Origin of the sequence: Sulfurimonas crateris, from assembly GCF_005217605.1 — a bacterium.
In the GTDB taxonomy this organism is placed as follows: Bacteria; Campylobacterota; Campylobacteria; order Campylobacterales; family Sulfurimonadaceae; genus Sulfurimonas; species Sulfurimonas crateris.
In genome coordinates, this window is record NZ_SZPX01000001.1 from 114548 (window position 1) to 139437 (window position 24890).

Below are 24890 nucleotides of genomic sequence, written 5' to 3' on the forward strand. Positions count from 1 at the left end.
TAAGGTGAAATATTATATATAGAATTAAGTTTAAATGACTCTCGTATAACATCTTTATATCTTTAAGATATAATCTCGCATGTCATTTTTATTAGCAATTTTTTACTTTTTTTACTTCTCGATCATCGGGGTTTATATAATATTTCTGCCGAAGGTACTCTCCATTGCAGGCTACTCTGCAAGCGATATAGGCATTATATTTGCGGCGGCTCCGCTTGTGCGTTTTGTTGTTCCGTTTGCATTTATAAAGGGACTTAAAATAAATGTGACAAGCTTTAATATATCGCTTCTTGTAATGTGTTTTAGCGCCGTATCATTTTACTTCTCACTTGATAGTTTTTATAAACTTCTTTTCTCAAATATTGCTCTTGGAGTAGGTCTTAGTATTGTTCTTCCATACGTCGAGCTTATATCGCTTAAGCATCTGGGCAAAGAGGAGTATGGAAAGATCAGGCTCTTTGGCTCTGTAGGTTTTATTTTGGTGGCAATGGTTCTGGTAAAGTTCTTAAGCTCTCCGAGCGTCGCACTTAGTTACTTGCTTGTTTTAACTTTTGTCACATCCGCTTTTGCTTATGTGATCGCAAAACGTGCGGACGCACTTCTGGAGAGAAGCGAAGATGTTACAAATGATATAAATATTTTAAAGGATTGGAGACTCTGGGCAGGACTAACACTTATGCAGGTGAGTTTCGGCTCGTTTTACAACTTCTTTACCATCTATGTGACGGATCATGGCGTTACTCTTGATATAGCAGTCTATCTCTGGAGCTTTGGAGTTGTTGTCGAGATATTTATGCTCTATTTTCAAGGAGCACTTCTTCGCAGAAATCTTCTGTTGATACTTCAATTTACTACTTTTGCGACCGCTCTTAGATGGCTTATACTCTTTATATTCCCCGATAACGTCACTATGCTCTTTGTATCTCAGGCTCTTCACGCTCTTAGTTTCGCACTCTTTCACTCTGCGGCGATCAGCTATCTCTTTTATCTTTACAAGCATAAATCGCTTGCACAGCAGTTTTTCTCAGGGATAACGTACGGCTTTGGGGCATTTGCGGGGGCTCTTATTGCAGGATATGTATATGAGCTCTATCCAAGGTACCTCTTTTTAAGTGCGACTCTAATCGCACTTGGGGCAGCTTATTCTCTATATCTTTGGGGAACTGAACAAAAAAAGATCAGTAGTCGGCAATAAGACTGAAAGAGAAGATCCTGTCTGTAGATGTTTTACCAAAAGCCGGCTTGTTTATATAATCTACATAGTAGTTGACGCCCGCCGAGAAAATATCAGATATTTTAAGCGAGAGAGCACTTTTTGAGTAGACAAAGTAGTTGTCTGCATCAGAGAACTCTGATCTGTAGCTAAGCGTTTGGTTAAACTTCATATTTTCTTTTATCTGAGCGCTGTATAGAAGCTGTGCTCTATATGCCGCGTAAGAGTTTGTATAACCGTCGTTTTGGCTTACGCTTCCTGCAGGGTAAGGGTATGAAACCGGCACGCCGCCAAGAGTATATGTGTCTTCTATGTCATCATATGCATAGAGTATACTTCCATCTAGCGACAACTCTTGAGTCTTGGTTTTTAAAACTTTATATTTTGTACCGGGTCCAGTATATATCTGGTAGTTATAGCCTGAAAATTTGTCATCTTTATAACCGAGAAGGTAGTTTATAGAGAGTCTCTCGCTAAGCGCATATTCATATAGAAGTTCGCTTAAAAACCTGTTTCTGCTCTCAATGCCGTCTTGTTCGCTATATTGATATAGCAGTGAGAGCTCAAGAGAGTGGTTGTCAAAACGATTCTTAATTTTTGTATCGACGTTAAAAGCTTCAGAGTCGGAGTTTCCTGAGTTTAGGATATAACCGAGTTCCATACGTGCATTGAGTTCGTATCTAGGTTTCGGAAGTTGAGACTCTAAGCGCTTTATATTTTCATTTAGTTTTGCTATCTCAGCTTTTGTGCTCTCTATCTCGCTCTTGATCTGTGCTTCATCTGCGATCAGGGCAGATGCTGCGATAAGAGATAAAACGACTACAGTTTTTTTCATTTTTGTTCCTCTTTTTGTATATGTATATTCATCTGCGGGAATGGTATGGAGATACCCTCTGCATCAAAGGCAAGCTTTACTTTTTCTATCATATGAAAGTGTACATCCCAATACTGTTCTGTTTTTACCCAAAGGCGAACGACAAAGTTTACGCTATTGTCAGCGAGCTCACCGACTGCAACGAAAGGAGCAGGGTCTTGAAGAACTCTCTCATCTTCGTTTGCAATACGAGTTAGTATCTCTTTTGCAAGTTTTAGGTCATCATTGTAGTCAATTCCAAAAACAAGATTTACTCTGCGTGTAGGCTTGCTTGAGTAGTTTGTTATATTTGAGCTTATGACCGAAGCATTTGGGATCATTATGGTTTTATTGTCCGGTGTCGCCATGATGGTCGAGAAGAGATTTATTTGTTCTACTTTACCAGATGCGCCTGCGGCATCAATAAAATCCCCTACTCTAAAAGGCTTAAAGATGATGATAAGCACTGCAGCGCCTATGTTTGAGAGGGAGTCTTTGAGTGCTAGACCTATAGCTAAAGATGCCGCACCGAAAACTGCTAAGAATGAGGTAGTGTTAATACCAAGTGCATTTAAAGATGCCAAGATAATAACGATAAGTAGAGCAAAGTAGATAACGTTTTCTAAAAATTCGACAAGCGTGAGGTCGACCTCGGCTTTTAGCATCAGCTTTTTTGTAAAGGTAGTGAACTTTCTAACACCCCACTTCCCTATAAGAAATATAGCTATTGCAGCAATAACTTTTAAACCGTATTCGCTTGCATAAACAATAGCCAAATCGCTATATTTTGAGATATCCATGCTCTATCCTTTATTTAATGTCTGCGGATTATAGCAAAAGGGAAATTAAAAGTTAAAGATAAAAGAGGTGTTTTGCGTAAAGTCGTATCTCTCAACGCTTACGGGAGGCTTGCTGTCTGTATCGTAGGAGAGAGTGAACTTTAAAAAAAGATTTTTATAGATGCTTAGTTTCAGCTCCACTTCATGAGACTGAACGTTATCGCTGAAGTCATTTAGTTTTGGCTGATAGTAGAGCGTATATGCGATCGATGAGTCGCTGCTGAAATTTATAGAGTATGCAAAATATGCGTTTGCTCTTATATTCTCTTCAGATGGATTGATAAGCGGATTGTTGTAGGTTATATCTTCGTAAAAAGCGCCTAGACCGAGGTAGCCCCTTGAGTCTTCAATTATATCTTTGAGTTTAAATCTTCCGCCAATGCCCGCCAGAGCTCTGCTGTTGATATGTTTAAATTCATCATTTTCAAGCTGCAAAAAAGCTTCGCCTCTGACTATCTCTTTGGTGATGGTGTGAATATATCTTGCGTGCGAGAAGAGTTTGTTCGTGTTCTCCTCCCCGTTTGCTTTGCCGTAAGCTCCCGATATCTCTGCCCATGAAACATAGGTCGTGTTGCTGTCGTAGGTTACTCTTGCCGAAGCTTTGTAGCTGTCTGTATCGCTATTGCCTCTTTTTGTTTCAAGGGCGGCTTCGATAGTGCTGGAAAATCCGGGTTTATCACCGATCTCAACAGGAGAGATCGTAACAAGAGCAAAAAGATATTGTGTAGCAAAGAGCGTAATCAGCAGTAAAAGTTTCATAGCGCGAATTTTACCCGCTACTTTATAAAACTCTTCTTGATTCGCTCTATTTCATCTATGATAAGAAGATATTTTTCTTTGTGTATGGAGTCTGTAGAATGGATAAGATCTCTGTATTTGAGGTAGTTGTTCCAAACTTTTTGTGAGGCTTCTGTTTTGCCTTTTTTGTGAAGTTCAAAACAGACGGAGGCGTTGATGAATCCTTTGAGAAGTTTTACTTCATCAGACTCTTCAAATCTTCTCTCATACCAAAGAACTTCCAGATCCTCATGCGCATCGTAGAAGTTCTGTTTTTGCAGATTTTGTACAAAAAGCTCTAGTTGTTTTTCATGCCTACTCATCAAAAACCATCATATTTTCTCTCCAGTAGCCTCTGCCGCCCTTTAGAGATATGCAGTGATGTTTTGGGAATTTTGCTTTGAACTCTTTTAGCCTGTTAAGGGTCGCTTTTCCCGTGTCGCAGTAAAAGACAAAAACACTCCCCTGTGGCTCATTTCTTAGCTCAAAAGGGTTGTATAAAACGGTGTCGGCATTGTCAATTGGTGCGAGGATGGTATCGATTAGGAGTACTTTTACACCTTCTGCTTCAAGCTTTTTTTTGTTCTGTAAAAACTCTTTTTGCGTCCACTCGTTTGGAAATTCCATATCAATTCTCATCTGCTTTTTTTGATGTTGCCAAAACAGCAACAGCGGTTAAAAATGCGCCTAAAAAGACTACGCTGTAACCAGTCGGTAAATCATAAAAGTATGATAGTGTAATTGCGCTTATACTAAAAAACCATCCAAAAAAGAAACTGCCCAGCAAAGGTTTTTTAAAGTTTAAAGAGAGCGCTACAAAAGGCGGTGCGATAAGAAGCACAAAAACCACAAAAACTCCAGCAAGCGCAACCGAAGAGGTAACGGTAATGGCAAGAAGCGAGAAGAATAGAAGCTCCTTTAAAAAACCGCTGAGTTTTGGGTAGATAAAGTAGAGAGCAAGGGCGATAAATGAGTATATAACAGCACTCTTTGCAACTTCAACCGGAGGGGTAAAGAGTATATCGCTTGCCAGAAGTGATTTGAAATGCTCCATCCCCTCAGCCGAGTGAGAGAGCACCATCATAATCCCGCTCGCCCCCAAAACGTAAAGTATCCCTATAAAGGCCTCAAGATGGAGTTTTCTAGTTGAAGCAAATGCTATAAGAAAGGCGCTTAGAAGTGCAAAACCAAGTGTTAAGATATAGAAGTGCTCTTCGTGAAAATAGCCAAGGCTGATGGATGAGCCAAGGGCTGCGAACTGTGCGATGGCAAGGTCGGTAAAGATGATGCCGCGTTTTAGTATCTCCATGCCAAAGTAGGAGTGAAGCATCACAAGTATGATGACAAGCGCAATGGGAACAAGCAGGATATCTATCATTTTATCGCACTTGTCAGATGGTCAAAGAGGGCGCTCAGGTTGTCAATATTCTCAAGCGCTTCTATATCGTGAGGCATTAAAACAACCTTGATTCCTGCCTTTTGGCTTATAAAATCGGCTGTTTTTGTTGAGTGGTAAACATCATGTAGTATGCAGCAAGGACCCTCTTTTTTTATAAGCTCTATCGTTTCAATCACATGTTTTGAAGATGGCGGAATGCCAGGCAAAGGCTCTATAGTACCAATGTTTATAACTCCGTACGCTTTGTTAAAGTAAGCCAAGTTGTCATGAAACTGTATGACTTTTAGACCTTTTTTATCACTCATCTTTTGGCTCCACTCGCGCATCTTTTGGTTCCACATCTTTGAAAATTCGGCATAGTTTTTTTCATAGACTTCTTTATCAACTCTGTCGATAGAGATTAAAAACTCTTTAATTGTATTTGCCAGATGCAGAATATTTTTTGGGTCAAGATGAAAGTGCGGATTGCCATCAGGATGGATGTCGCCATCTTTTCTATCGACTTCACTTGGCTTGTTTATAAGCTCTACATGATGCGAGAGATTTAAAAATGTTGCAGATGATGGCGAAGTTTTCGGATTGCCTGCGCGGTTTATAAGAGGGGGAAGCCAGCCGATTTCAAGCTGTCCTCCGTTCATAATGAGCGCATCAGCATTTCTAACTTTTGCGATTAGCGAAGGGCGCGGAATGATAAAGTGCGGGTCCCAGTTTCCCTTTGCTAAAACCGTAGTCGTAATATGCTCCCCGCCTATTGTTTTAGTAAGCGCCCCAATGTATGGGTAGCTTACTGCGATATTTAGATGAGCTAACAGTGTTAGCGGCAGCAGTGTTATAAGTGTTAGTAGTTTTTTCAAATGTACTCCAATCTGCCTCAAATGAGGCTAATAAATTTCTTTTATAACCTTACGAAGCGAATGATTCTGCAACGGAAGGGTCAAATCTCGCACGGCGAGATTTGGGGTACCCACCGTGAAGCCTAAATGAGCGAGTATGTGTTATAAAAGATTTTCTAATTAAAAACTATGAGCACCGTGCGCGCCGATAGAGATATTTGCCTGAAGGATGATAGTGTTTATCTTCTCTCTTTGACCGTCTTCGTTGAACATTGCATAATCTTGGCTGTACTGCAGTCTGAATCTTGCAAACTCGCTTGTGTGATACTCTACCATTGCCGTGTATTTGTCAAGACCGTCTGGCTGTTCTACGTCAAAACCCGCTTTAGTAACATCATTTTTCAAAATAGTATCGTATCTTAGACCCATTTTCCAGTTTTTATCGTGCGTATAGATAAGCTGTGAGTAGAGACCGCTCTGTTTTTTAAGCATAGATGGCGAGCCTGTTACGTTTCCGTCCACATCCAGTGCAAATTGAGTACCGTCAAGCTCTCTCTCCAAATATTCACTCTGCCATTTTATAGAGCTGTATGAATCCAAAGAGTGTAAAAGTACAAAATCCGCACCGTATAGTTTTGCATCGCCTGAAAATGCATGCGGGTTCTCTGCGTCTGCGCTGTGGTCAATTCTTGATGTACCTTGCGCATAAGAGATACCGCCGAGGATTGTTGTGTCGCCTATATCGTGAGAGGCTTTGATGTAGCCTACATAAAGAGCAGGACCATCTTCGCCCTCTGCTATCGGGTTTTCAACATCGCCGATAGTCTCTTTGCCGAACATCTGCTCGTTTTCGCCCTGAAGTATCTCAAAACCTGCCATCAGGTAAAAAGGAGTAGGCGCTGTCCATTGAATCTGTGCACCTACTTCATTGATACCGTGCATTCCTAAAAATGACTCATAAACCAAAGGCATATCTGCAAAATCCCAAGAATGATGGTGATGTTCGTTGAGGTAACCGAAGTTTGAGTTAAACTTCCCGCCCTTCAGTTTTGTGCCGTGCCCAAGAGCATTTGAGGTAAAGAAAAGCTCCTCAATTTCAACGCCGTTCTCTGAGAAGTGAAATATACCGTCCATTGTAAAGAACGGGTCAACCGAGCTAGATAACACAAGCTCTGCATAGTTTAGGTTAAATCCATTCTCTGCATTGTAAGTCGCATGATTGTCATCGCCATGAGAGTGTGAACCAAGCAGACCGTGAACCACACCAGGGACTTCGAGGTGCCCAACTTCTGCATCTTTTACACTTCTATCAACATAAGAAGCATCCATGACCAAAGAGATATCTGGAATAAATTTTGACTGATCAAAAGTTCTTTTTTCTACCGGAAGTACATCCGCACCATAAACTAAAGTCGCGCATAGTGCGCTTGATAATAATATTTTTTTCATAATTTTCTATCCTAAGGAATAATATATTTTTTTGTTTTTGTAATGATTGTTTTTTTGGGGTTTAGGATAGAGCGGGTGGTGCGCGGTTCTGGTTGGAGTAACTCTCTATATGAAGATATGAAATAGGCGCTTTGTGAGCGATCGCTTCAAAGTGAAAAATCTCAATATCTGATGCAAATTTAATTGCATCATCAGATACTAGGTTGTTATTAACAGTACATACCAAACAGGTTGATGCGTCGTTATGCTCAATATGCTCTACCTCATGGATAGCAGCAAAGCTTGTAACAATGGCAAAGATAATGCAAAGCAGTACGTTAAATTTCATAAGTGCAATTTTAGCATATTTTTTATCTCTTGTTGAAGTCTGATTTAAGGTTTTAAAAACTATGATGACAATCATACAGAGCATAGGAGTAAAGAGTGTTTCATACAAAAAGCGCAGAAGAGACTCTTGGGGGTTTAGAGTGCAGCGTTGATGGGCTAAGTAGTGAGGAGGTTGCGCTTCGCGCTCGTCACTACGGTAAAAATGTTTTACCCGAGGGTGAGAAGCGCACTCTTTTAAATATATTTATTGAACAGTTTAAAAGCCCTGTCATCTATGTTCTGCTTATCGCTGCCGTTATATCTCTGGCTATCAAAGAGTTCAGTGATGCCGGTTTTATTATGGCGGCGCTTCTTGTCAATGCCGTAGTTGGAACATATCAGGAGTACAATGCCGGCGAGAGGGCGGATGCTCTTAAAAAAGTGATTAAGACCTATGTGAATGTCTTAAGAGACGGCAACAAAGTAGAGATACTAAGCGAAGATGTGACATTAGGCGATATTGTCTTTTTTGAATCAGGCGTAAAGGCTCCCGCCGATATACGTCTTATAAAAACAAATGATCTGCAAGTAAATGAATCGCTTCTTACAGGCGAGTCTATCGAAGTAAGCAAAAATCCACAATATATCTCTCAGGACGAAGATGAACCCATAGGAGAGAGACAGAATATGCTCTACGCCGGCTCTTTGGTTACAAAAGGTCGGGCATTTGGAGTTGTAACAGCGATCGCACAGCAGACGGAAGTCGGTAAAATAGCCTCTCTTCTGGCAGAGGCAAAGATCGCAAAACCGCCGTTGATGCTTAGAATGGAGAAGTTCTCTTTCAACATCTCTAAAATAATAAGCGGCGTTGCGCTGCTTATCATCATGCTCGGCGTTTATCAGGATATGCCGCTAAAAGATATCTTTTTTCTCACGGTAGCTCTTGCGGTATCCGCCATTCCCGAAGGGCTTCCTGTCGCAATTACTGTCGCGCTTAGCGTTGCAAGCAGTGTAATGAGCAAGAGAAATGTAATTGTGCGCAAGCTCTCCGCAATTGAAGGGCTTGGTTCATGTACATTTATAGCAAGTGACAAAACAGGAACTATGACGCAAAACCGTCTAAGCGTTGAACACTTTATAACTCCCGAAAAAACTTATAGCAGCAGCGAGGCAGTAGATGAGCATATAGTTTTAAGTGCTCTTTTATGCAATGAATCAACTCATCGTAAGGAGGAGGGAGAGTATCTCTTTATAGGCGATCAGGTGGATATAGCACTATCGAGATATGCCCTGCTGCTTGACGAGACTCTTTTTAAAAAGTTTGAAAACATAAAGCCAATCGCACAGATCCCTTACGAACCTCTCAATAAATACTCGGCCTCAAGCTATGAGATCGATGGCAAAAAAGTTGATTTTATTAAAGGCTCACCTGAGGTCATTCTTGCCAAAAGCGAACTTGCCAATGATGAGAAAGAGCACGCTTTAAAACAGGTTGATGAGTGGGCGGCTAACGGGTTTAGAAACATAGCTTTGGCATACAGAGTGAACAGCGGCAGTGGCATCGCAGAGGATGGTTATGTATATCTTGGATTTGCGGCTATAACCGATCCGCTCAGAGAGGGAGTTAAAGAGGCTCTGCGCACTGCAGAAGAGGCGGGAATTGAGGTGGTTATGGTTACTGGCGATCACCCAAATACCGCATTTTATATAGCTAGAGAACTCGGTATTGCCGTAAGTAGAGATGAGATAATGGACGGAGTGGCGATCGCTCACTGGAAGGAGAGGGGAGCGCAAAAAGAGGAGATAGCAAGCAAGCGCGTCTTTGCAAGGGTTTCTCCCGAGCAGAAGCAGCTTATAGTCAAAACATTTCAAGAACTCGGTCACTTTGTAGCGGTAACGGGTGACGGTGTAAATGACGCGCCCGCACTTAAGTTTGCAAACATCGGTATAGCTATGGGCAAAAGCGGTACGGATGTAGCCCGTGAATCAAGTGACTTGATACTCACAGATGACCACTTCGGTTCTATCGTTAACGGTGTTGAAGAGGGGCGCGTAGCGTATGACAATATCAGAAAGGTCATCCATCTTCTTATAGCTACGGGGTTTGCAGAGATAGTGCTCGTGCTCCTCTCGATCATATTTTTTATCCCCATTCCGCTTCTGCCCGTACAAATACTCTGGCTAAACCTTGTTGCAAACGGCATACAGGATGTCGCACTGGCCGTTGAGAAGGCTGAACCGGGAGTGTTAAAACGAAAGCCGCGCGATCCAAAAGAGCCTATATTTAACAGGACTATGATAAGCAGGGTGGTTGTGGGCGGTTTGCACATGGGTATCTCGGCATTTGCTCTTTTTTATACACTGCTTGAGTTTGGGTATCAAGAGGAGGCGGCAAGAAATATCACACTGCTTATGATGGTACTTTTTGAGAATGTTCACGCTTTTAATTCACGCAGCGAGAACAGATCAATCTTCAAGATCGACCACGCTAAAAATATGCTTTTTTGGATATCCGTCATCTCTGCACAAGGCATTCATATGATAGCGATGTACACACCTTTTATGCAGTCCATACTCAGTGTTCAACCGGTTAGTTTGGAGATGTGGGCAACACTGCTGCTCATTGCCCTGACCTTGGTAGCGGTGATGGAAGCAGAGAAGTTTTTTAGAAAAAAATTATATTGAAGAACTAAAACATACAGTTGGTATATTATGCCATTTATGGCATAATATGCTTAAAGGACATTTATGACAAGAGCAGAATTGATAAATAAGATAAAACATAGAAAAAAAGAGCTTAACATCACTATGGAAAATCTAGCCAAATTGTCAGATATTGGGATGAGAACGCTCAATAGATTTTTTGCCGGTGACGATGTAAAACTCAGCACGGTTGAAAAGATAACAAATATACTTGGTCTTGATTTTGCAGGAAATGAGATCATTTCACTTAATAAACTTAAAGCAAAAAGAGCCAAAGAAAAAGCGATCTTTATGGTATCACTTGTTCAAAGCACATCTGCTCTTGAAATGCAGGGGTTAGAAAAAAGCAGTATAGATAAAATGATTTATAAATTTGAGCAAGAGTTTTTAAGCGGTCAATATAAAGATAGGCTTTGGGTGGCGTGATGATAGATTCTACTAAGCCTATCGATGACGCAACACCCATCAATGATGTATCGGGTTTAAAACTTCCAAAAGGAAAAGTTTATACACTTAAAGAGATACATGAAAAAGAAGCCCAGAATATTGCAAAAGCAATACTGAAATATCTCTCAGCCACACCTTCAACAAAAGAAGCACCTTTTAGTTATAGCTGGATGATGGAGTTGCATTATGAGATGTTTGGCGATGTATGGGAGTGGGCTGGAAAATTTAGAAAAATAGAGCTCTCCATAGGTATTCAAGCTTATCGTGTGTCGATGGAGCTTAAAAATCTGTGTGATGATGTGGAGTATTGGAGTAAAAACAAGACATATGATCTGTTTGAGATAGCTACAAGGATGCATCATCGAGCAGTTCAAATTCACCCATTTCAAAATGGAAATGGTAGATGGAGCAGAATGTTGGCAAATATTTATTTAAGACAACATGGCAAAATGCCTGTTCGTTGGCAAGAGGATTTATTAGCTAAAGAAAATCCCAAAAGAAGTAAGTATATCAGCGCTTTAAAAAAGGCTGACAATGGGGATTATAGTAAACTGATTGAGATGCACAGAGTGACATATTAATCAGACAAAGCGGGTCACAGAACTGCTTTGTCCACTTTCTTCTCTTCCAAATCACTCACAATCACGCGCATCTTAAAGAGTGAGTCCGGATTGAGCGAGATGGAGTCTATGCCCTCTTGCACTAGAAACTCAGTGATTTCAGGATAGTCAGACGGTGCCTGACCGCAGATGCCTATGTATTTGCCTCTCTCTTTGCACGCTTTTATCGCCATCTGCAGCATTCTCTTAACCGCTTCGTTTCTCTCATCAAAAATATGGGCGATCTTTGCACTCTCTCTGTCAACGCCAAGAGTGAGCTGTGTGAGGTCATTTGAGCCGATGGAGTAGCCGTCAAACAGCTCTAAAAATTTGTCGGCCAGTATGACATTTGCGGGGATTTCGCACATTGCATATATCTCAAGTCCGTCTTTGCCTTGAGAAAGACCTTGCTTGTTCATGATCTCTATAACTTTTTTTCCCTCATCAGGCGTGCGGACAAAGGGGATCATTATTTTGATGTTGCTAAGTCCCATCTCCTCACGCACTCTCTTAAGTGCTTCACACTCCCACTCAAACGCCTCACGGTAGCTCTCGTCATAGTAGCGGCTAGCCCCTCTAAAGCCTATCATCGGGTTCTCTTCCTCTGCCTCATAAAGAAGTCCGCCCAGCATATTGCGGTACTCGTTGCTCTTAAAATCACTTGTTCTGATAATGACAGGTTTTGGGTAAAAAGCCGCAGCGATCATGCCTATGCCTTCGCTCAGTTTTTGCAAAAAGAACTCTTTTGTATCACGGCATGGAGTCATAAAGGAGCGTATCTTCTCTTCGTCTTTGACGTTTTTGCCTTTATACATATCGACAAGCGCCATCGGATGTGCAGCGATTGAGTTGTTCATGATGAACTCCATTCTGGCAAGTCCTACGCCGTCGTTTGGCAGCTTTGCAAAATGAAAAGCTTCTGCGGGATTTCCGACATTTACAAATATCTTTGTTTTGGTAGGTTTTAGCTCTTTCATATCTATGGTCTTGACGCTAAAAGGAACTTCTCCCTCATAAACATACCCCTCGTCCCCCTGCGCACAGCTAACTGTTACTATCTGAGCATCTTTAAGCACTTCTGTAGCGTTCGTGCATCCGACGACAGCAGGAACTCCTATCTCACGTGCAACTATCGCCGCATGACATGTGCGGCTTCCGCGATTTGTTATAACGGCAGAAGCTTTTTTCATGATCGGTTCCCAGTCGGGATTTGTAGAGTCAGCAACCAAAATATCGCCCTTACTGAAGCGTTCAAACTCCGTCGTGTCCTTTATAATGGTCACTCTTCCGCTTCCTATTTTATCTCCAACCGCTCGTCCTGATGTCAAAATTTTTGCATCTTTAAGCCCATCAAGCGTGTATCGCTCGTTTGTAAGGCTTTTATTCTCTTGGTTTTTTACGGTCTCTGGTCTTGCCTGAACGATGTAGAGCTTGTCATCGTCTCCGTCTTTCGCCCACTCGATGTCCATTGGACGACCGTAATGCCCCTCGATAATAAGCGCTTCATGTGCTAGTTCCATAACCTCATCATCGGTTATGGAGAAACTGTTTTGCTCCTCTTTTGTAGTGGCGATATTTAGGGTGCGGGATTTTTTATCATATAGCATCTTCTCTTTTTTGCTTCCCAAAGAGCGTTTTAGTATGGTTCTTTTGCCCTCTTTAAGCGTAGGTTTAAAGACAAAAAACTCATCCGCATTGACTCGTCCGCTTACTACATTCTCGCCCAAGCCCCAGATGGAGTTTATGAGTATGAGATTTTCTGAGCCGCTCTCAGTGTCTATGGTGAACATAATCCCGCTTGAGGAGATGTCACTTCGCACCATCTTTTGAACACCGACCGAGAGAGCGACTTTGAAGTGACTGAATCCACGGCTTGTGCGGTAGCTGATGGCACGGTCTGTAAAGAGCGAAGCGAAACATCTTAGGACACTATCTAAAAGTTCATCTTCGGTGCCAACATTTAAAAAGGTCTCCTGCTGCCCAGCAAAAGAGGCATCGGGAAGGTCTTCCGCCGTTCCTGATGAGCGAACAGCTACATCTACGCTCTCTTTGCCGTACTCGTTTGAGAGAGTTTTATACGCCTCTTTAAGCTCTTCAACAAGGGTTTTAGGAAGATGTGAGTTTAATATGAGATTGCGGACTTTAAGCCCGCGCTCTTGAAGATTGTTCGTATCGCTAATATCGAGATCATTTAAGATGGAAGCTATCTTATCTTTAATAGAGTTCTCCTCCAAAAGAAGCCAGTAGGCGTCACTTGTAGTTGCAAAACCGTTTGGAATATTTACACCTTTTGGGGTCAGGTTCTGGTACATCTCCCCAAGTGAGGCATTTTTGCCGCCGACTATCGCAATATCGCCTATGTTTAGTTCGCTGAAAAATCGTATATATTTCATAAAGATACCTTTTTGCGAAAATTATAGATTATGTTAGCATAATTTGATGACTATTTAAGTCTCTTCTCCTCTTGGATCAAGGGAAGCAGACTCCGCACCCGAGATACTGGGGATATTGACAAAAACGCTCATATTCTCATCAGGCACTCTCTCCCTTGAGAGCGCGTAGAAGCCTAGAAGAATGCTTAGAGTTAAAAAAGAGATAAATATAAAATCATCAAAAAGATATGTCCCTGCTCCTATGATAAGCGGTGCGGCAAAAGAGCCCAGACCGTAAGCAAAAAGCAGAGTTCTGCTTATCTCTATGATGTTCTTGTTCTCATCAACGACATCATTTGCACGTGCCACCGCCAAAGGGTAGAGGCAGAATATGCCCACTCCAAGAAGCGCCCCCAAGATATAAAAGCTCTTCTCATCGTATGCCAAGAGCAGAAACCCGATGGATACAATAGCGATAAAAAAACCGCTAAATGCTATCATCCTTCTTCTTCCAAGCCTGTCTGAGAGTATTCCTATGGGCCATTGAGAGAGAAGAGCTCCTATGATGGTGATGGTCATAAAGATGGAGACCGTCTGGATAGAGCCAAATGTCTCCACTATAAAAACCGGTATCATGGTGAAAAATCCGCCGACAAAAAAGCCTCCTATGAAACTGCTTGCAAGCGCTAATGGGGCAATGCTAAATATCTTAGGGAGGCTGTATCTCTCAAAAGGCTCTAAAATAGGCTCTTTTATCTTTGTCATAGAGATAAAGATTACCGAGAAAAGAACCAAAATCGAGCCGATAACAAAAAAGATAGAGCCGCTTTGATCGCCGATATTTAGAAGAAGCTGACCGATCGCCGTGGATAGATAGAAGATGATCGTGTAGATGGCAAGTATCTTCCCTCTGTGTGATGGTGAGCTTTTTTCATTGAGCCAGCTCTCCAAAATGATAAGCAGCCCGTAGTAGGCAAAACCCGATAGCAGCCTTAAAATTGCCCAGAAGAGTTCGTTAAAGTAGAGGCTGTGTCCCAAAAAACCTATGATCATAATGGAGGCAAATGTAGCGAAACTTCTTATATGTCCGACGCTTGATATTATCTTCTGGCTAAAGATGGATGAGCCTATGGCTCCCAGAAAAAAGGATGCGTTGATAAGACCGATGGCAATATTGCTTGAACCCGTCTCTTTGAGATGAACGCCTATAAAAGTCAAGATCATCCCATACCCGATAGCCAAGAATCCTATTGCAAAAAATAGGGATGATATGGGCAGCAGGGAGAATTTCTCTTTTATAATCATCTTTTTTGTCCTTCTCTATTAGCACTTCGTTCTACTAGAATTCGCTAAAACCCTCTTGTAGTAAAATGGAGATCTTCTTTGCCGCATTTGTAAGAACCGTATTCTTATCGCTCTCTTGCTCTTGTGTTATTGTAAAACCTAAAATTTTGGACCTGTTAATTGTAAGCTCGCTCTTTGTCGTAGCTGTTAGGTCTTTGGTTTTGTTGTGCGCATGAAGAGTGATTATAAGCTGCAGCAACTCTCTCTCTTCGTCTTTAAAGATATTTTTTTCTGAGATCTCTTCTTCTCTAAATAGATTCGCTTTCGTGTCAAGCAGATATTCACTCTCAACATTTAGCGACTCTTTCTCTTTTGCATCCAGAGAGATTCTAAAACATCCGGTAGTTTTAAGTGACTTCGCAAGAGTGTCTCTGATCTCATCCTCGGTTATGTGAAATGACTCGTCACCGTTTTTTATTTCGATCTCATTTAGATAAAGCGTTGCTACTTCAGCACTGCACAGCCCTTCGTTCTGGATATTTAAAACTCTCTTTTTATCTACACATCCCGATGCAAAGAGAAGCACAAGCAGTGCTAGTAAAATTTGTTTCATAGCGGTACACTCCATTTTTAATATGTGGCAGTATAACATAACAGAGTTATCTCAAAATTGTTATTGTCTCTCTTGCGATTTGGAGTTCTTCATCGGTTTTGATCACAAACACTTTTATTTTGCTTGATTCACTTGAGATAAGCAGGCTATTTTTGAGGTTTGCCTCCTCATCCAAAAAGATCCCGAAAATTTCAAGATCTCGCAAGATTTCTGCTCTAAGAGATGATGAGTTCTCACCTATTCCTGCTGTAAAAACCAGCGCATCGACTCTTTTTAAAAGAGTCATATAGGAGCCAATGTATTTTACAACCCTTCTTTTTAACATCAAAAGAGCCAAACGAGAGAGTTCATCATCTCTTTTTTGAATCTCTCTTACATCTTTTTGAGCGCAAATTCCCAGAAGTCCCGAGCGTTTGTTAAGAAGTTCATCTACCTCATCAACACCAAGAGAGAGCTCTCTTTGAAGATAAAGAACTACGGCGGGGTCAATATCTCCGCATCTACTTCCCATTATAAGCCCCTCCAGAGGGGTAAATCCCATAGAGGTGTCGATACTTTTGCCATTTTCTATGGCGCAGATGCTTGAGCCGTTTCCAAGATGAAGCGTTATCATATTGCACTCCGTGGCATCTTTTTGCATTGTTTTTGCAGCCTCTTGCATAACAAATGCGTGCGACGTTCCGTGAAAACCATATTTTCTGATTTTATGTTTCTCATAGAGCTCATAAGGCAGAGCGTAGAGGTACGCCTCTTTTGGCATCGTTTCATGAAATGCAGTGTCAAAAACCGCGACTTGCGCTACGTTTGGAGCCTTTTTCTGGCTGATGCGGATTCCCTCAAGATTTACTCCGTTATGAAGGGGTGCTAGGGGGATAAGCTCTTCTATTTTTTTTAAAACCGCATCGTTAATTACAACAGCTTCTTTGAAATGCTCAGCTCCATGAACGACCCTGTGCGCCATTGCATCAAGTGAAGCAAAGTTTGCAACAATATTTTCTTCGCTTAGAATGCTATTTATCTTCTTAAGCGCTTCATGATGTGTCGCTATAGCCTCTTTTTGCGTAAATCTTCTCTCTTTTTGCCTAAATGTTACAAGAGAGCTCTCCTCGCCGATCTTCTCGACAACAATGCTCGCCAACATCTCTTCGCTAGGCATTAGAAAAATTTTACACTTTATAGATGAGCTTCCGGAGTTTATGACGGCTATCTTCAACCTCTCTCTCCTGCTTGAATCGCCGTAATTAGGATGGTGTTTACAACATCTTTAACGCTGCATCCGCGGCTTAGATCATTTATGGGTTTTTTAAGTCCTTGCAGGATCGGTCCTATGGCTACTGCATTTGTAGAGCGCTGAACTGCCTTGTAGGTGTTGTTTCCAGTATTTAGATCGGGGAAGATAAAAACGTTTGCTTCTCCTGCCACCTTTGAGTTTGGAAGTTTAAGAGATGCAACGCTTTTGTCAATCGCCGCATCGTACTGGATAGGTCCCTCTATCTCAAGTTCAGGCTCCATTTTGCGGGCAAAGAGCGTTGCTTGGCGCACTTTGTCGACATCTACGCCGCTTCCGCTCTCGCCGGTTGAATAGGAGAGCATTGCCACCTTTGGTTCTATCCCAAAGATGTGTGCGGTTCTAGCACATGAGATGGCTATCTGAGCAAGTTCATCCGCATTTGGGTCTTGATTGAGAGCACAATCTCCATAGACCAAAACCTTTGTTTTTAAACACATAAAAAAGAGGCTTGAGACTATGGTTACATCAGGTGTGGTCTTTATGATCTGAAGAGCAGGTCTTATGGTGTCCGCGGTTGAGTGCACGGCGCCGCTTACCATACCGTCTGCATAACCCAGATGTACCATCATAGTTGCAAAGTAGTTCTTATGCGTCATTGCATCTTTTGCATTTTGGCGGCTTAAACCCTTCTCTTTTCTCAGCTCGTAAAAAAGATCGCTAAACTCTTGCATAAGGGGTGAAGTCTCTGGATCGATAACTGCAGCTCTGCTAAGATCAAGACCCAATCTTTGGTAACTCTCTTTTATCTCCTCTTCATCTCCCAGTAGCACTATATCTGCAACGTCTCTGCGAAGGATTATCTCCGCTGCCCTTAGTATTCTCTCATCCAGACTCTCAGGCAGGAGTATCTTTTTTCTCTTTTTTTGAGCCATTTCAAAGAGTTTATACTCAAACATCATCGGAGTCATCACTTTGCTCTGATGCGTTTGAATCCTCTGCTCAATCGCTTTGATATCCACCGAGGAGTTAAAGAGTCCAAGGGAGAGAGCTATCTTCCTTTCGCTCTCTACTCTTAGCCTTGAGTGAATGTTCGATAATTTTTTCGCATTCTCGTAGCTGTCAAACGGGACAGACAAAATAGGAATATTGTAATCTTTAAGTCCAAAGAGTATCTTTTGAATATTAGGGTTCAGCTCTGTGCCCGAGACAAGCAGGATCGCGCTTATTTTTGCAAACTCTTTTGAGTAAAAGGCACCCACAATCCCAAGAATGATCTCTGATCTATCAGCCTCAACGATAACAAGATCATCCTCTTTGATAGAGTTCAAAAAGCTCTCAACACTGCCTGTAGCTATTTTAAACCCTCTTACGGCTCTAGTGTTGCAGGAGTTAAAGCAGTGCGTGACCTTGGCACCTAAGACCTCTATGACATCTCCTATGGTCGGGACATCAAGCTCTTTTACCTCTTTTAATATATATATATTTGCATCGATGCCATGAAGTTTTTCTTTGAGTTTTACATAACTCTTCTCATCCACTCTGTTTATGAATGTAGCAAAATGGGAAGATTCATGAGATGAGATATTTTCTCTCTCTATCAATACGTTTTCGTAAATATCCTGCAGAGATCTATCTTTTGCGTTAATGATGTTTATGATCGGCGCGCCGAAGTTTTGGGCAAGCAGCATATTTAAGTCATACTCTATCGTAGGTGTTAAAAACTCTCTTCTTATGCCTTCGCAAAGAACAAAATCATAACTCTCTTCGAGCTTTTTAAATTTTTTTATAAGCTCATCTATAAGTTCGTTGCTTCGCTTTGAGGCGATCATGCTCTCTATGTGATCCAAATCAAAGCCATAGGCATCCTCATACTCCATATCAAGCTCATACTTTTGTAAAATAAAGTCGATATCTTTGTCACGAACATCTCTGCTAAGAATAATAGGGCGAAAAAAAGCGACTTTGTGCAGGTTTCTCTTTAGTATCTCCATCATCCCTATGGAGATAAAAAGTGAACCTGCGTTCTTTTGGCCTGCAGATATATAGAGTGATTTGATCTTCATGTATCTACCTAAAAATTGATATCTTAAATCTTAGAATGTTTTTTGTTAAAAGCGGCTGTAGTTGCAAATATAAAAAAACAAAAGAGAGCTTATGGCAAATAGATAGGCTTGTCATTTTAGAGGAAGTTCATTTACTGTTTTTTACTAGAATTCTAGAATGAATTTTAAAAAAATATGGCTGTTTTTACTTCTCTCTACAATAAGCTTCTCAGTAGTCCATGACTATGCCTTTGCCAAGCTCAAAGATGATCACTACTTTTTAAGCAGTTATATTCATAAAGCTCTCCTGAGTGCATCGGATGAAAAAAGCGCTATTTTATGTGAGCTTCATACAGAGTATCACTCGGCATTTCTTTTTGTAGAAAAACTATCTTATACTCCGGTTGTCCAAGAAAAAGATGAGCTTTTTAAATATAGCAAAACATTTATATCTCTAGCCTATTTCAACTTTTTTAAGCCCCCGATAGCATAACTCTCTAAGCACTTAAAATCTATAAAATTCAAATATAAAAGCATATTTTTATGCACAAAAAGGGTAATTATGAAAATAGTATTCTCTCTTTTGATCGCTGCCTTTTCTCTAAACGCAGCTACGATCACGCTAGATGAGATCCTGCAAAGAGTAAAAGATGAACATCCGCTCTCAAAATCGATCAAATCGCTAAAAGAGGCACACTCCTCACAAAACAGAGCCTCAGAACTAAATGAGCCGCTTGAGTTTTCGGCAGGAGGAGCGTACGCTAAGCCTGATGCAGATAAAGCGGGGTATGAGTATAGCGTTGGTTTGGCTCAAAATATAATGCATCCGGATGCTAAAAAAGGCGCCGCACACTCTGTGAAATACCAGAACGAATCGGAGATCTTAGAGCTGCAGAATGATCTCTTTGTTTTGCGCCAAGAGGTAAAGCTTCTCTACCACGTCAACTGTTTAAACCAAAAAAACACTCTGCAGTATAGAGACTCTTTTTTGGCTTTTGAGAAGTTTTATGAGAAAAAGAAGAGAGCCTATGAGCATGGCGAGATCTCTAAAAAAGATCTTTTAGCGCTTCAAATAGAGCTCGATAGGATCCAAGCCGAGTATAAGCTTTATGAGAATGAGGTGAATATCTCCCGTGACAATCTGGAGTCCAAAGCTCTTTTGCCATCTTTGAGAGAAGATGAGCTCTTCTGTAAAGACATCGTGCCGATCACAAAAGAGCTACAGTTTGATTATGAAGGCGAGACGCTTTTAGAGCAGTCGATCGATAAAAAGATCTTGACATATCAGAGTGATTTTGAGAGGTATAACGTCTCTTTTGACTCTTTTACTCTTGGAGCAGCTTATGAGAATGAGCTTGATACTGATAGATTTGTCTTCTCGCTCTCTATGCCGCTTAATTTTACAAACTCCTTTAACGAAGATAACCGTGCAGCAGCTATGCATAAAAAAAGTGCGCTTATGCACGAAAAAGAGGGAGTAAGGTTACAGAAGAGCTCATATGCAGAGGCGCTTAAAAAAGAGCTCTTGCAAAATTATGAAAATATAACCGCATACCAAGCTATGGTACAGAAGTATGAAAATGAGCTGATGCCTCTTGTAAAAAGCGCTTATGAACTTGGGGAGGACTCCGTTATAGAGTATCTTTTAAGCCAAAGAGAGCTTACAAGCCTTAAAAAAGAGCTTATCGAACATTACAAAAAATATTACGAAACACTATTTAAACTCTATAGCATTTTACAAACGAAGGAAGAACTATGAAAAAAATAATTATGGTGCAGATGCTATTTGCACTTTGGCTTAGCGCAGATGTCACACTTACACCACAAGAGGAAAAAAGCTGGCAGATTCAGAGTGCCAAAGCAAAAGAGGTCACACATGTGCCTCTTGATGTCTATATGATGCAGGTCACTATCCCGCCAAAACTTCTTCACACTACCTCCTTGCCTTATGAAGCACAAGTGGCGCAGCTGCACAAAACAGAGTTTGAGAGTGTAAAAAAAGGTGAGCTTCTTGCAACTTTGAGTTCACAAGAGTGGATAGAGGCGCAAAAAGAGGCAATCGATACTTGGATAGAGCTCTCATATAGTAAAAATGAGGCAGATCGAAAAGCGCAACTCTGCAAAGAGGAGATAATTGCCCAAAAAGAGTGCCTGATAGCTAATGAGAATATGAAAAGAGACACCATAAAGCTTCAAGCTTCAAAAGCGCTTCTTAGATCTTACGGAGCGACGGATGGGATGATTCAAAAACTCTTTGAAGAACTCGCAATTTTTACAAATATCGAACTTCGCTCACCGGTTAACGGGGTGGTTTTACAAACAGATATTCAAGTAGGCAAGAATGTCTCTCCATCAAGCGCTCTTTTTGTTATAAAAAGAGACGGAGAAAATTGGATAGAGTCAGATATTCCACAAGAGGTTGCAAAAACTCTGCAGCCTTTGCAGGAGGTTACTTTAAAGGTTGGCAAAGATGAGATAAGATCGAAGATACTCCTTATATCTCCTACTCTTCACCCTCTTAATCAGACAAGATATGTTCGTTTTGTTCTTCCAAAAGATGCGAATCTTCTAGCCGGACTCAGAACAAAGGTCGAATTAAGTGTTGCAAAACGCGCTTTTGTAGTCAGCAAGAAAGCTCTTATCAGAGAAGATGAAGAGAATATGGTGTTTGTAAAAAAAGGAGAGACATACAGTTTGCTCAAAGTAAATGTGCTCTCAGAGAATCGTGACGTTTGTTATCTGGAGTATCAAGAGGAGCTTAAAGAGCCGATCGCCGTGAGTGGAACAAGCATCCTGCAAAATAGACTCCAAGAGGACGAATAATGCGCCAGCTTATCTCTTTTGCGCTCTCACAGAGGCTTTTTACATCTCTGTTGGCTCTTGTAATATTGGGTTTTGGTATCAAGTCATACAACAATCTTGCAGTAGACGCTTTTCCGGATATTTCGCCTACGCAGGTAAAAATTATTATGAAATCAAGCGGTATGACGCCTGATGAGGTGGAATCACGCATTGTTATTCCGGTTGAGATGGGGATGCTTGGAATCCCATATCAGACAATTATTCGCTCAACTTCAAAATATGGCATCTGTGATATTGCCATCGACTTTGAAGAGGGAACTGATATATATTGGGCACGTCAGCAGGTAAGCGAGCGTCTTAATGCCATAATGGATGAGCTACCTGCAAATCTTGAAGGAGGGCTTGCCCCCATCAGTACGCCGCTGAGTGAAATTTTAATGTTTACGATCGAGTCGCCTACACTTGATCTAATACAAAAACGCTCTTTACTTGACTGGGTTATCGCACCTCAGATCCGTTCTATTAACGGTGTAGCGGAGGTCAACTCTCTTGGAGGCAAGGTTAAGACCTATGAAGTGACACCAAGGCTCGATATGATGCGAACCTACCAGATCACGCTTGAGCAGCTTCTTGAAACTTTGGAGAAAAACAACTTAAATGATGGTGCAGGACGTGTGACACAAGGGGTAAACAGCGTGCTTGTGCGTAGTGTTGGGAGGATCAATGATATTTATGATATTGAGAACTTAAGTGTTACGACAATTGCAAACAAGCCCATCTATATAAAAGATATAGCAGATGTGCATATCGGTCACCTCACGCGCGCAGGTTTTTCAACAAAAAATGGAAATGGCGAGGCGGTGCAGGGGATAGTTTTAGGACTTAAGGGGGCAAATACACAAAAAGTTGTCAAAGAGGCAAAAGAGAAGCTCTTAAAAATGGAGTCAATGCTTCCTGTTGATACAAAAATAGAGATCTTTTATGATCGCTCAAGCCTTGTTGATCTCGCGACAGATACCGTAAAAAATTCACTAGTGGAAGCAACTGTTCTTATTATCATTGTTCTTCTACTTCTGCTTGGAAACTTCGCTTCAGCTTTTAGCGTCGCACTTATCTTGCCATTTGCGCTGCTTATGAGTTTTATTGCTATGGATTACTTCGATCTGAGCGCTAATCTTATGAGTCTGGGTGGTCTTGCCATTGCAATAGGCATACTAGTCGACTCCGCAGTTGTTATGGTTGAGCACATTACTGCAGAGCTTGGAAATGAGAAGCGTAAAAATGAGAAAAAGACGCACATTATCTATCATGCTGCAGTTGAGATGGCGCCATCTATCGTAACTGGCGTGCTTATCATCATCATTGTATTTATGCCGCTCTTAACGCTTGAAGGATTGGAGGGAAAACTCTTTAAGCCTGTGGCACTTAGTATCGTGTTTGCTCTTTTTAGTTCTCTAATACTTGCACTGACGCTTATACCGGTGCTAAGTTCGTTTATACTGAAAATTCGTCCCGATAAAGAGTCTTGGCTGATTCAAATTTTGCTAAAGTTTTTTAAGCCTACCCTTGATTATGCGATCAAACATGCGACTGTCGTCTTTGTCACTGTCTTTTTGCTCTTTGGCTTCTCTCTTTACCTCGCTTCAAAAACTGGTAAAGCCTTTATGCCGACCATGGATGAGGGAACTATGATTGTAATGATAGAGTCTCTGCCATCCATCAGTCTTGAGGAGAGCATAGAGCTTAACAATAAGATTCAGACAAAATTGATGAGAGATGTTCCTGAGATTTCATCTATAGTAGCACGCACCGGAACTGACGAGCTTGGACTTGACCCGATGAGCCTAAACGACACAGACACTTTTTTTATTCTCAAACCGCAAGAGGAGTGGCGCGAGCCCTCAAAAGAGTGGGTAAAAAATGAGATAAGAAAATCTCTTGATGAGATGCGTGGGGTAGAGTATGTTTTTACGCAGCCCATTGAGATGCGTATCTCTGAGATGCTAACGGGAGTTCGCGGTGATTTGGCTATCGATATCTTTGGAGAGAGTCATGACGAGCTTGAGAGGATCGCGCAAGAGATAAAAACTATTTTGGAAAAGACAGAGGGAAGTAGGGATGTCTATAAAAAGAGCAATGAAGGGGTAGAGTATCTTGAACTTAGTTTTAACAAAGAAGCTCTTGGCTACTATGGAGTGAGTGAGCAGGAAATTGCCCTATTTATGAAAACAATGGTCAATGGGACTCAGGTAGGCATCATCCAAGAGGAGATGAGGCGGATTGACCTTATGGTCAAAGGCAACTCTGCTATGCAAAACTCTCTTAATACTCTAGAGTCGCTCTACTATACTCTTGGAGATGGCAGAAGTGTGCCGCTGAAGGCTCTTGTGACATTTTCTAAAACAACGGGTTCGGTGCAGATAGAGCATGAGAACGGCTACCGTAAAACCGTTGTTCAGAGCAATGTGGAAAATCGCGACCTTGTAGGCTTTGTTGAGGATGTAAAGGCGCAAATAGAGCAGAATGTAAATCTGCCAGAGGGGTACTATATAGCCTACGGCGGCGAGTTTGAAAATCAACAAAGAGCGGCTGCAAAACTGATGATAATTGTGCCGATAGCACTTTTTCTGATCTTTATCTTGCTATTTGTCTCATTTAACTCAATAACTCAGGCACTGCTTGTTCTAATAAATGTTCCGCTGGCACTCATCGGTGGATTCGCAGGACTCTACCTAAGCGGCGAATATCTCTCTGTTCCAGCATCGGTAGGTTTTATTGCACTTCTTGGTATTGCGGTCTTAAACGGGGTTGTTCTTGTAAATACATTCAACCATCTTGTGGACAATGGATATAGAGTTATAGACGCCGTACGCCAAGGTACTCTGAAGCGTTTTCGTCCTGTTCTTATGACTGCAACAATTGCGGCATTTGGTCTCGTACCACTGCTTTTTGCAACCGGTCCGGGTTCAGAGATACAAAAACCACTCGCTATTGTAGTCATCAACGGCCTGATAAGTTCTACACTCTTAACACTTATTGTATTGCCGCTACTTTATCTGAAATTTACCAAAGAGTCTGATTTGGAAAAACCGTAGAATTAAAACTATTATGCACTGTAACCGTAGTGC

Annotated in this window: 22 protein-coding genes; 8 read left to right on the top strand and 14 right to left on the bottom strand. The window is 41.4% G+C overall.

Translation table 11 applies throughout. The annotated features are described in order from the left end of the window. Window positions 1-79: 79 nt before the first annotated feature. Window positions 80-1195, top strand: coding sequence for an MFS transporter (locus FCU45_RS00545; protein WP_137011223.1), 1116 nt, complete (start codon window positions 80-82; stop codon window positions 1193-1195). Here the strand turns inward: FCU45_RS00545 and FCU45_RS00550 are convergent. From FCU45_RS00550 to FCU45_RS00590, 9 genes are all read right to left on the bottom strand, one after another. Further along, window positions 1179-2048 (bottom strand): DUF481 domain-containing protein, encoded by an 870-nt coding sequence (locus tag FCU45_RS00550; protein WP_137011225.1) that lies wholly within the window; start codon window positions 2046-2048, stop codon window positions 1179-1181. The genes FCU45_RS00545 and FCU45_RS00550 overlap by 17 nt on opposite strands. Beyond that, window positions 2045-2866 carry a mechanosensitive ion channel family protein gene (locus FCU45_RS00555; protein WP_137011227.1) on the bottom strand — a complete coding sequence of 274 codons (822 nt, stop codon included), beginning with the start codon at window positions 2864-2866 and terminating at the stop codon, window positions 2045-2047. The genes FCU45_RS00550 and FCU45_RS00555 overlap by 4 nt, the downstream gene beginning before the upstream one ends. Window positions 2867-2911: 45 nt before the next feature. Next, on the bottom strand, window positions 2912-3664 hold the full coding sequence (locus FCU45_RS00560; RefSeq protein WP_137011229.1) for a DUF481 domain-containing protein: 753 nt from the start codon (window positions 3662-3664) through the stop codon (window positions 2912-2914). A gap of 17 nt (window positions 3665-3681) precedes the next feature. Continuing rightward, entirely contained in the window at window positions 3682-4005 is a 324-nt protein-coding gene (locus FCU45_RS00565; protein WP_137011231.1) for a DUF309 domain-containing protein, read from the bottom strand. After that, the gene (locus FCU45_RS00570; RefSeq protein WP_137011994.1) at window positions 3998-4309 is read right to left on the bottom strand and encodes a hypothetical protein; all 312 of its coding nucleotides are present in this window, start codon (window positions 4307-4309) and stop codon (window positions 3998-4000) included. The genes FCU45_RS00565 and FCU45_RS00570 overlap by 8 nt, the downstream gene beginning before the upstream one ends. Before the next feature lies 1 nt (window position 4310). Beyond that, on the bottom strand, window positions 4311-5060 hold the full coding sequence (locus FCU45_RS00575; protein ID WP_137011233.1) for a metal ABC transporter permease: 750 nt from the start codon (window positions 5058-5060) through the stop codon (window positions 4311-4313). Next, on the bottom strand, window positions 5057-5935 hold the full coding sequence (locus FCU45_RS00580; protein WP_137011235.1) for a metal ABC transporter substrate-binding protein: 879 nt from the start codon (window positions 5933-5935) through the stop codon (window positions 5057-5059). The genes FCU45_RS00575 and FCU45_RS00580 overlap by 4 nt, the downstream gene beginning before the upstream one ends. A gap of 159 nt (window positions 5936-6094) precedes the next feature. Next, on the bottom strand, window positions 6095-7363 hold the full coding sequence (locus tag FCU45_RS00585) for a hypothetical protein (protein ID WP_137011237.1): 1269 nt from the start codon (window positions 7361-7363) through the stop codon (window positions 6095-6097). Window positions 7364-7424: 61 nt separating this feature from the next. After that, window positions 7425-7766 (bottom strand): hypothetical protein, encoded by a 342-nt coding sequence (locus FCU45_RS00590; protein ID WP_137011240.1) that lies wholly within the window; start codon window positions 7764-7766, stop codon window positions 7425-7427. A 20-nt stretch (window positions 7767-7786) separates the two neighbouring features. Here FCU45_RS00590 and FCU45_RS00595 point away from each other — a divergent pair, with 20 nt between their 5' ends. From FCU45_RS00595 to FCU45_RS00605, 3 genes are all read left to right on the top strand, one after another. Further along, window positions 7787-10354, top strand: coding sequence for a cation-translocating P-type ATPase (locus FCU45_RS00595; RefSeq protein WP_137011242.1), 2568 nt, complete (start codon window positions 7787-7789; stop codon window positions 10352-10354). 63 nt (window positions 10355-10417) lie between these two features. Beyond that, window positions 10418-10798 carry a helix-turn-helix domain-containing protein gene (locus tag FCU45_RS00600; protein WP_137011244.1) on the top strand — a complete coding sequence of 127 codons (381 nt, stop codon included), beginning with the start codon at window positions 10418-10420 and terminating at the stop codon, window positions 10796-10798. Beyond that, on the top strand, window positions 10798-11400 hold the full coding sequence (locus FCU45_RS00605; protein ID WP_137011246.1) for a mobile mystery protein B: 603 nt from the start codon (window positions 10798-10800) through the stop codon (window positions 11398-11400). The genes FCU45_RS00600 and FCU45_RS00605 overlap by 1 nt, the downstream gene beginning before the upstream one ends. A 14-nt stretch (window positions 11401-11414) precedes the next feature. On the opposite strand, the gene ppsA is transcribed toward FCU45_RS00605, so the two are convergent. Genes ppsA through pta form a run of 5 tightly spaced genes read right to left on the bottom strand, consistent with a single transcriptional unit; the run spans window position 11415 to window position 18981 of the window. Then, on the bottom strand, window positions 11415-13811 hold the full coding sequence (gene ppsA / locus FCU45_RS00610) for a phosphoenolpyruvate synthase (RefSeq protein WP_137011248.1): 2397 nt from the start codon (window positions 13809-13811) through the stop codon (window positions 11415-11417). Between the two features lie 54 nt (window positions 13812-13865). Beyond that, entirely contained in the window at window positions 13866-15095 is a 1230-nt protein-coding gene (locus tag FCU45_RS00615) for an MFS transporter (RefSeq protein ID WP_137011250.1), read from the bottom strand. A gap of 34 nt (window positions 15096-15129) precedes the next feature. After that, on the bottom strand, window positions 15130-15687 hold the full coding sequence (locus FCU45_RS00620) for a hypothetical protein (RefSeq protein WP_137011252.1): 558 nt from the start codon (window positions 15685-15687) through the stop codon (window positions 15130-15132). A 46-nt stretch (window positions 15688-15733) separates the two neighbouring features. Continuing rightward, window positions 15734-16900, bottom strand: a complete 1167-nt coding sequence (locus FCU45_RS00625) for an acetate/propionate family kinase (RefSeq protein ID WP_137011254.1) — start codon at window positions 16898-16900, stop codon at window positions 15734-15736. Further along, entirely contained in the window at window positions 16897-18981 is a 2085-nt protein-coding gene (pta, locus tag FCU45_RS00630; protein ID WP_137011256.1) for a phosphate acetyltransferase, read from the bottom strand. The genes FCU45_RS00625 and pta overlap by 4 nt, the downstream gene beginning before the upstream one ends. Window positions 18982-19138: 157 nt before the next feature. Here pta and FCU45_RS00635 point away from each other — a divergent pair, with 157 nt between their 5' ends. The 4 genes from FCU45_RS00635 to FCU45_RS00650 all read left to right on the top strand — a co-directional run bounded on the left by FCU45_RS00635 (window position 19139) and on the right by FCU45_RS00650 (window position 24857). After that, complete coding sequence (locus tag FCU45_RS00635) at window positions 19139-19453, top strand: hypothetical protein (protein ID WP_137011258.1); 315 nt, start codon at window positions 19139-19141, stop codon at window positions 19451-19453. Between the two features lie 69 nt (window positions 19454-19522). Continuing rightward, window positions 19523-20719: a TolC family protein gene (locus FCU45_RS00640; protein WP_137011260.1), complete on the top strand. Its 1197-nt coding sequence runs from the start codon at window positions 19523-19525 to the stop codon at window positions 20717-20719. Then, on the top strand, window positions 20716-21783 hold the full coding sequence (locus FCU45_RS00645) for an efflux RND transporter periplasmic adaptor subunit (RefSeq protein ID WP_137011262.1): 1068 nt from the start codon (window positions 20716-20718) through the stop codon (window positions 21781-21783). Before FCU45_RS00640 ends, FCU45_RS00645 begins: the two co-directional genes overlap by 4 nt. After that, complete coding sequence (locus FCU45_RS00650) at window positions 21783-24857, top strand: efflux RND transporter permease subunit (RefSeq protein ID WP_188109161.1); 3075 nt, start codon at window positions 21783-21785, stop codon at window positions 24855-24857. Before FCU45_RS00645 ends, FCU45_RS00650 begins: the two co-directional genes overlap by 1 nt. Window positions 24858-24890 lie beyond the last annotated feature (33 nt).